Genomic DNA, 8,048 nt, shown 5'->3' with positions numbered 1-8,048 from the left:
GAAGTGAGCCCATGACGCCGTGTCGGGTCGTGTTCATCAAGTGAAGGGCCGGAAAGTTTTTTCCTGACCGGCCGTGAGGCCGCCGAACGCCTCGGCCGACGCCTCCGCGCCCCGATTCCCCCCGTACGGAAGAGGGCCCCCCCCCCCCCCGCGCCCCCCCCCCCCCCCCCCCCCCCCCCCCCCCCCCCCCCCCCCCCCCCCCCCCGCCGGCGCCGCCCCCAGCCCCCCCCCCCCCGGCGGGGGGGGCCCCCCCCCCCCGCCCCCCCCCGCGACCGCGGGCCGCGCGCACCGGCGCGCGACGACGCCCACGACGAGACGTATCGGACGAGTCGTATCAGCCACGAGGAGGCGGCCATGAGTATTCCCATGTCGAGCGAGCACGGCCTCGGTTCCCTTCCCGGTCACTTCCACGGGTTCGCGCTGATGCACATCGCGATGCGCCGTGACGCCCGGCGGCTGCTGGCCGCCGCGCCCCTGCTGACCCGCGCCGGGCTCGGGCCGGCCGGCGCCTGGTGGCAGCAGCTGCGCGACATCATCGACTGGCACCACCGCAGCGAGGACGACGTCCTGTGGCCGGGACTGCTCGCCAGGGCCCCGCAGTTCGCCGCCGAGGCGCGGCTGCTCGGCGAGGACCACGTCGTCCTCGACCGGGCCATGGAGGCGGTCTCGGGCGTGCTGCGCCCCGGCGGTGACCCGGCGGCCGTCGAGCAGGCGGCCACCCGCTTCGACTCCGTGCTGCGGGACCACCTCAAGGACGAGGAGGCGGTCTCCTTCCCGGTCTTCGCGCGGCTCTCGCCCGACGAGTACCTCGCGGTCGAGCGGAAGGTGATCGCCAGCGCCCCGCTCAAGGTCATGACGGCGCTCCAGCCCTGGATGTTCGACGGCGCGGACAAGCGGTCGGTGGCGCAGGTCGCCGCGACCATCCCGCCGCCCGTCCGGGTCATCGGAAACACCGTGCTGCGCCGGCGCTACGAACGTACCCTCACCGGGGTCACCCGCCCGTCCTGAGAGGAAGCCCGATGCACTCCGTTCCCCCCGAGGTCCCCGGCGTACCGGCGGCCGTACGCCCCCGTGACCTGGCGACCCGCCCCGTGCTCGTCGCCGCGACCATCGGCACCGGACTGATGGCCGGTCTCTACCTCGCCTTCGACGTGTCGGTCATGCCGCGCCTCGCCCGGCGGGACGACGAGGCGTACGTGACCGCGATGCGGCGGATCAACGGGGTCCTCGACAACAGCGGGCTCTTCGGGCTGCTGTTCCTCGGGGTGTTCCTCGCGACGGGGCTCGCCGCGGTCCTCCAGCGGCGCCGGGAGCGGCCGGAGGCGGCGCGCTGGAGCGGTGCGGCCACCGCCCTGTACGCGTTCTCGGTCGCCGTCACGGTCTGCGTGAACCTGCCCCTCAACAGGCGGCTGGCGCGGGCCGGTTCGTCCCGCGCCGACCTCGCGGCCGTACGGAAGGCGTTCGACCTGCCGTGGCGGTCCGCCAACGTCGCGCGCACGCTGGCCTGTACGGCCGCCCTGGGCGCCCTCGGGCGCGCGCTGGTCCTGCACGGCCGGGACGCGGCACGCAGCGCCTGAACGGCGCCCACCCCCCGAACTGCGCCCGCCCTCCTTCTCGTTCCCCCGCGAGGAGGGCGGGCGCATACCACCGCGCGCGCCACCGTGTTTCGAGGTGAGACGGATCATGCCGAACCGATGTCTTTTCATACGGCGTCGTCTAAGGTGATGACATGGACACTCTGACCGGTCTCCTCGAAGGTCCCAAGGCCCGCGGCGCGTTCCTCCTCAAGTCCGTCTTCAACCCGCCGTGGTCGCTCCGGGTCGAGGACCGGGCGCCCATCTCCGTGGTCACCATGGTGCGCGGCGACGCCTGGGTGATCCCCGACAACGGGGACCCGGTGCTGCTGTGTCCCGGGGACGTCGCCGTGATGCGCGGCCCCGAGGCGTACACCATCGCCGACAACCTCGACACGCCCCTCCAGATCGTCGTCGGCCCCGAACAGCGCTGCAACACCACCGAGGGCGAGGACGTCACGGAGACGATGGCCCTCGGGGTGCGCACCTGGGGCGACGACAGCAGGGTCGGCTCCTCCGTCATGCTCAGCGGCACGTATCAGGCGCCCAGCGAGATCGGCCGGCGCCTGCTGGCCGCGCTGCCCGTCCTGCTCGTACGGCCCGCGGAGGCGGGACCCAACCCGCTCGTGGCGCTGCTCGCCGACGAGATCGGCAAGGACGAGATCGGCCAGGAGCTGGTCCTGGACCGGCTGCTGGACCTGCTGCTCGTCAGCGTCCTGCGCACCTGGCTCGCGGTCCCCGAGTCCGGCGCGCCCGCCTGGTACCGCGCGCAGAGCGACCCCGTGGTGGGTCCCGCGCTGCGGCTGCTCCACGAACAGCCCGGGAAGGCCTGGACGGTGGCGTCGCTCGCCGACACCGTCGGCGTCTCGCGCGCGGGCCTCGCCCGCCACTTCACCCACCTGGTCGGCGAGCCCCCGATGGCGTACCTGACGGGCTGGCGCCTCACCCTCGCCGCGGACCTGCTGCGGGAGCCGGACGCGACGGTGGCCACGGTGGCGCGCCGGGTGGGCTACAGCGGGGCGTTCGCGCTGAGCGCGGCCTTCAAGCGCGTACGGGGCGTGAGCCCGCAGCAGTTCAGGAAGGGCAGCGGGTCCCCGTCGGCGCACCGGCAGGGCGCTCCGGCCCGTATCGTCGTGCTCGACCGCTGACCGGGGCGGGCGCACCGGCCGGGGGGAGCGGCGAGGGCCGTACGGCCCGCAGGGCCACCGCCGTCAGCAGCAGCTCCCCGCGCACCAGCCAGCGGCCCGCGTAGTGCGTGGGAGCGTGTACGGGCGGGTCCGCCGGGTGCAGGCACGCCAGGAACGTACCGTCGTCGGACGGCTCGACGCGGGCGTCCGCGAAGCCCAGCCACCGGCCCGTCGCCGGGAACCACGCCTTGTAGACCGCTTCCTTCGCCGAGAACAGCAGCCGGTCCCACGGCACTTCCGGCCGTCCGGCGGCCAGCCGCTCCACCGCCGCCCGCTCTCCGTCCGACGCCACCAGGCCGAGCACCCCGTGGGGCAACGGCTCCGCGGGCTCCGCGTCGATGCCGAGCGCCGCGACGTCGGTGGTCCTCGCCACGACCGCCGCCCGGTAGCCGTCGCAGTGGGTGATGCTGCCCACCACTCCCGCCGGCCACTGCGGCGCACCGCCCGGGCCCGGGAGCAACGGCGCGGGTTCCAGGCCCAGTTGGGCCAGCGAGCGGCGGGCGCAGGTGCGGGCGGTCGCGAACTGGCGGCGCCGCCGCTCCCACCGGCCGGCCATCAGCGCGGCCTCCTCGGGGAACAGCGGCGCGGGCGCCAGGTCGTCGAACGCTTCGGCCGACCTGACGCCCGGAGGCAGGATCTCTTCGATCATGGTGGTGAACGGCGTCACGGGCGGGGTCGGGACAGCAGCCCGGCCACGGCCCGTACGACATCGCCGGGACGCTCCAGCGGCAGCATGTGCCCCGCGCCCGGCAGCTGTTCGAACCGCGCGTCCGGCAGCGAGGCCGCCACGGCCTTGCCCAGCTCGGGCGCGATGACCCGGTCGTTCTCGCCGGCCAGCACCACGGCGGGCGTGGTGACGGCGGCCAGCTCGGCCCGCAGGTCCATGCCGCGCGACGAGCGGAAGCAGTCCGCGCGCACCTGGGGGGACGCCGCGGCGAACATCTGCCGGTTGACCTCCAGGGCGTACGGGTCGACCTTCTTGCCCATCGTCTGGCCCAGCAGCCGGCGGCCCAGCGCGGGCCGCGCCAGCGCCCGGGAGAACAACGCGCTGCCCATCATGCGTACTTCGCTGTCCGGGGTGTCCTGGTCGTGCGCGGCGGTGCCCAGCAGCACCAGCCCGCGCAGCCGCCGCGCGGGAGCGGGCTCGGCCGTGGCGTACTCCATCGCCGCGAAACCGCCGCCCGAGTGGCCGACCAGCACGCCGTCCCGTGAACCCGTCTCGCCCAGCACGGCCGACAGGTCGGCGCCGAGGCGACGGATCGAGATCGGCTCGGTGCCGAGGCCGGAGGCGCCGTGCCCGCGCTGGTCGTACAGCACCACGCGGTGGCCGTCCCTGATCAGCCGGTCGGCGACCGTGCCCCACACGCGGCGCCCGGCGGCCCAGCCGTGCGCCAGCACGACCGTGGTCCCGGTGCCGGGTCCGGGGCTCAGGGGGCCGAGGACGGTGACGGCGAGGGCGGCGCCGTCGTCGGTGCGGACGGTCGTCTCCTCGGTCAGCGAGCCGGCGGGAAGCCGCGTGAGGGCGCTCATCGTGAGGCGCCTTCCCGGGCGCCGGCCAGCCGCCGGTCCAGCGCCGCGAAGGCCGCGAGGGTCGCCTTCGAGTGCTCGGCGCCGATGTCGGCGAGCTTGGAGATGACCTTGAGCTTGCCCTGCGGCCGGCCCTGGAAGTGCATGCGCACCCGGGTACGGGCCCCGCCGTCGAGCGGCTCCAGGACGAACGTGGCAGGACCGCGGAAGACCCCGTCGACGTATTCGACCGCCAGCCGGCGGCCCGGGTCCACGGAGAGCGTGCGCTGGGTGAAGCGGAGCTTCAGCCCGCCCTTGTCGACGCCCTTGGTGTGGACGGTCACCGCGACCTCGCCGCCCACGACGTCGGGTGCGCCGGTCACGGTCTCGAAGGTGTTCGCCGGGACCCACCAGGCCGCGGCGCCGCGGAACTCGGCGACGAGCGCGTCCCAGACGGCGTCCGCGGGGGCGCCGACCACCGCCTCGTCGATGATGTCGTATCCGGTCATGGGATCTCCCTGTGCGGTCCTGCGGATGGGGGAGCGGTGAAGGGGGTCGGTACGGTGCGGCTGGCGGTGCGGTGCGATGTGGTGCGATGTGGTGCGCGGGAAAGAAACGGGAGGGGCGGGCGGCGGGGGCGGGGCCGCGGAGAGACCCCGCCCCCGGTCGGTCAGCCGAAGAATCCCTGGCCGGGCGTGAGGATGCCCGCCGGGTCGTAGCGCCGCTTCGCGGAGTAGAACTCGGCGTAGCGGTTGCCGAAGTGACGCTTCCAGTCCGTCCCCGTCATCCTCGGGACGGCGCCGACCAGGTAGCGCTTGGCGCCGAGCGCGACGGCCTTGTCGTACAGCCGCCGGTTCTGCTCCAGCATCCCCTGGATGTTCGGCTCACCCGGGTGCGGGAAGCGCAGCAGGTCGAAGAGGTACGCGACCGGCTCGTTCGGCTGGACGGCCAGCGGGCGCTTGAGCTTCGACGTGCGGTACGGGTACGTCAGCAGGAAGCCGGCGCCCAGGTCGTTCGCCGTCAGCTCGGCCTCGGCGATCTTCAGGAACTGCTTGGCCTTGGAGGCGGGCAGGAACATGGACAGCCAGGGCTTCGGCTGGAACCAGTACCCCGTCTCCTTGAGGAACGCCTCCGCCGCGTCGAGGCGGAAGTTGTAGTCGCGGTACGTCATGTCCTCGATGACGGCCTCGGCCCGGTTGTCCCGCAGCCCCGCGAGCAGCGCCGCGCGGTCCGGGACGGCGGTGCCGTTGTAGACGGCCCCGACCTCCAGCTTGTAGCGCCAGCCCGTGTCGTCCGGGGTGCGCTGCAACTCGCCCGCCTGGACCTCGAACCGGCCGTCCGCGAGGACCTTCTCCGAGTCGGCCATGTAGGTCGCGACGTCGTTGTAGTACAGGCTGAAGATGACCGCCCGCTCCTTGAGCGGGATGACGTCCACCGTGGCGCGCAGGATGATGGCGACCTGACCGCCACCGCCCAGCACGGCGTTGAACAGGTCGGGGCGGACCGTCGGCGAGGTGGTGACCAGCTGGCCGGCGCCGGTGACGACGTCCAGCGACCGGACCGTGTCGACGAGCAGGCCGTACTTGCCCGCCGTACCGCCGATGCCGCCGACACTCAGCGTGCCGCCGATCGACAGGTGCAGGTAGTCCGGCACCGCCGGCGGCATCTTGCCCTTGGGCGCCGCCGCGTCCGTCAGCTGGCCCCAGGTGACACCCGCGCCCACCGTCGCCGTGCTCGAACCGATGCTGTAGATCTTCGCGAGACCGCGCGCGTCGATCGAGATGCCGCCCCGGACCGAGGCCTGGCCGTAGCTGGAGTGCGACTCGATGTCGTCACCGGTGCCGCTGCGCCCGTTGACGGCGATCTTGAGGTTGTTCGCCCTGGCGTAGTTCACCATCGCGACGACGTCCCGGTCCGACCCGGGCACCAGCACCGCCCACGGCAGGGCGTCCGTCACCAGCCGGCCGAAGTCCTGGCCGAACGAGGCCAGTTCGGTCCCGGACGTCTTCAGCGTCCCGTCCAGCGGCGGTACGGGGGACACCTGGCCGTGCCCGCCGTGACCGCCGTGGCCCCGGCCGGACTCCGCCGCGGTCGCCCACGTCTGGGTGGTGGCGTTCCAGCCCACCACGGTGGCCGCGGTGGCGGCGATCCCGCCCAGGACCCTGCGCCGAGAAGGAGTGCTGTTGCTCATCTGGTCCGTTCTCCCGTTCGTCATACGTGCTTCACAGCCGGTCTTCCGGCGCCGACAGTGGTGGCGAGCTGGTACTCGCCCAGATCGAAGTGCTTGGTCTGACGGCGGAACCGCCAGGTGTACGTCGGCCAGATCGACGGGTTGCGGCCGCTGCTGTCGAGGTACCAGCTCTTGCAGTTCCCGGCGTTCCAGACCGTGCCGTCGAGCCGCTTGTCGAGCGCCTCGTTGTACGCCGCCTGGGCCTCCTGGCGGACCTCCACGCTGGACAGGCCGCGCCGGTCCATCTGCTTCAGCGCGTCGAGTACGTAGGCGATCTGGGCCTCGATCATCACGACCTGCGAGGAGTGCCCGAGGGTCGTGTTGGGGCCGAGCAGCATGAACAGGTTGGGGAAGCCGGCCACGGTGGTGCCGCGGTGCGCCGACATGCCGCCGCTCCACGCCTCCCGCAGCTGGACGCCGCCCCGGCCCCAGATCCGCCCGGCGACCGGCCGGTCCACGGCCTTGAAGCCCGTACCGAGGATGATGGTGTCGACCTCGCGCTCCTGGCCGTCCTTGCCCACCACCGACTTGGCCCTGATGTGGTCGATCCCGTCCGTGACGAGCTCGACGTTGGGCTGCTGGATCGCCGGGTACCAGGTGTTCGAGAACAGCAGCCGCTTGCACGCCATGACGTAGTCGGGCGTCAGCCGCTCGCGCAGCGCCGGGTCGGCGACGCTCTTCTTCAGATGGTCCGACGCCATCTTCTGCATCTTGCCCGCGACCTTGGGGCGCGCCATCACGAAGGCCAGGATCTCGCGACCCCACATGTTGAAGTTGCGCCGGAAGTTCTGGTAGCCGGGCAGTCCGCGCAGCAGCTTCGCCTGGAGCGGGCTGGTGGCCTTGTCGTTCTTCGGGCCGACCCACGGGGGAGTGCGCTGGTAGAGGTCCAGCTGCCCCACCTCGGGCTGGATCTTCGGGACGAACTGGATGGCGGAGGCGCCCGTGCCGATGACGGCGACGCGCCGGCCCGCCAGGTCGTGGTCGTGGTCCCAGCGCGAGGAGTGGAAGACCTTCCCCTCGAAGTCCGCGAGCCCCGGGATGTCCGGCAGCGCCGGCTCACTCAGGTATCCGGTGCCGGTGACCAGGACCTGGGCGGTGTACTCCCCGCCCGAGGTCTCGATGTGCCAGTGGCGGGTCGCGTCGTCCCAGCGGGCGGCGATCAGCTCGTGGCCGAAGCGGATGTGGGGCCGTACCCCGAACCGGTCGGCGCAGTCCCGCAGATACGCGTACAGCTCGTCGCGCTTGCCGAACGTGCTCTTCCAGTGCGGGTTCTGCGCGAACGAGAACGAGTACAGGTGGGACATCACGTCACAGGCGCACCCCGGGTAGGAGTTGTCGCGCCAGGTGCCGCCCACCTCGTCGGCCCGCTCGAAGACCAGGAAGTCGTCGATGCCCTGCTGGAGCAGCCGGATGGCCGTACCCAGGCCCGAGAAGCCACTGCCGATGACCGCGACCCGCAGATGACGGGTCGGCCCCCGGCCGGCCGCGTCCCGCGCCTCACCGCTCACTCCGCCGCCTTGGGCGGGTTCGAGAATGCTCGTCACGGTGGCC

8 protein-coding genes are annotated in these 8,048 nt (G+C 73.1%); 3 read left to right on the top strand and 5 right to left on the bottom strand.

Going from position 1 to position 8,048, the window contains the following annotated elements; all coding sequences use genetic code 11:
- The first annotated feature begins 354 nt into the window (after window positions 1-354).
- From ACIODU_RS31730 to ACIODU_RS31720, 3 genes are all read left to right on the top strand, one after another.
- Window positions 355-1,008 carry a hemerythrin domain-containing protein gene (locus ACIODU_RS31730; protein ID WP_356421140.1) on the top strand — a complete coding sequence of 218 codons (654 nt, stop codon included), beginning with the start codon at window positions 355-357 and terminating at the stop codon, window positions 1,006-1,008.
- A gap of 11 nt (window positions 1,009-1,019) precedes the next feature.
- Window positions 1,020-1,577: an anthrone oxygenase family protein gene (locus tag ACIODU_RS31725; protein ID WP_356421142.1), complete on the top strand. Its 558-nt coding sequence runs from the start codon at window positions 1,020-1,022 to the stop codon at window positions 1,575-1,577.
- A 152-nt stretch (window positions 1,578-1,729) separates the two neighbouring features.
- A complete protein-coding gene (locus tag ACIODU_RS31720; RefSeq protein WP_356421144.1) occupies window positions 1,730-2,722 on the top strand; it encodes an AraC family transcriptional regulator in 993 nt (330 codons plus the stop codon).
- On the opposite strand, the gene ACIODU_RS31715 is transcribed toward ACIODU_RS31720, so the two are convergent.
- The 5 genes from ACIODU_RS31715 to ACIODU_RS31695 form a co-directional block, all read right to left on the bottom strand.
- The gene (locus tag ACIODU_RS31715) at window positions 2,649-3,410 is read right to left on the bottom strand and encodes a 4'-phosphopantetheinyl transferase (protein ID WP_401772190.1); all 762 of its coding nucleotides are present in this window, start codon (window positions 3,408-3,410) and stop codon (window positions 2,649-2,651) included. The two genes, ACIODU_RS31720 and ACIODU_RS31715, sit on opposite strands and share 74 nt — an antisense overlap.
- A gap of 14 nt (window positions 3,411-3,424) precedes the next feature.
- On the bottom strand, window positions 3,425-4,291 hold the full coding sequence (locus tag ACIODU_RS31710) for an alpha/beta hydrolase (RefSeq protein ID WP_356421149.1): 867 nt from the start codon (window positions 4,289-4,291) through the stop codon (window positions 3,425-3,427).
- Complete coding sequence (locus ACIODU_RS31705) at window positions 4,288-4,776, bottom strand: SRPBCC domain-containing protein (protein WP_401772187.1); 489 nt, start codon at window positions 4,774-4,776, stop codon at window positions 4,288-4,290. Before ACIODU_RS31705 ends, ACIODU_RS31710 begins: the two co-directional genes overlap by 4 nt.
- Window positions 4,777-4,937: 161 nt before the next feature.
- Window positions 4,938-6,458 (bottom strand): FAD-binding protein, encoded by a 1,521-nt coding sequence (locus tag ACIODU_RS31700; RefSeq protein ID WP_356421153.1) that lies wholly within the window; start codon window positions 6,456-6,458, stop codon window positions 4,938-4,940.
- Window positions 6,459-6,478: 20 nt separating this feature from the next.
- Entirely contained in the window at window positions 6,479-8,041 is a 1,563-nt protein-coding gene (locus ACIODU_RS31695) for an NAD(P)/FAD-dependent oxidoreductase (RefSeq protein ID WP_356421155.1), read from the bottom strand.
- Window positions 8,042-8,048 lie beyond the last annotated feature (7 nt).

Origin of the sequence: Streptomyces sp. NPDC088261 (genome assembly GCF_044740805.1) — a bacterium.
In the GTDB taxonomy this organism is placed as follows: Bacteria; Actinomycetota; Actinomycetes; order Streptomycetales; family Streptomycetaceae; genus Streptomyces.
Note: the sequence above shows the minus strand (reverse complement) of the source record. Positions and strands in the feature narration are given on the sequence as shown.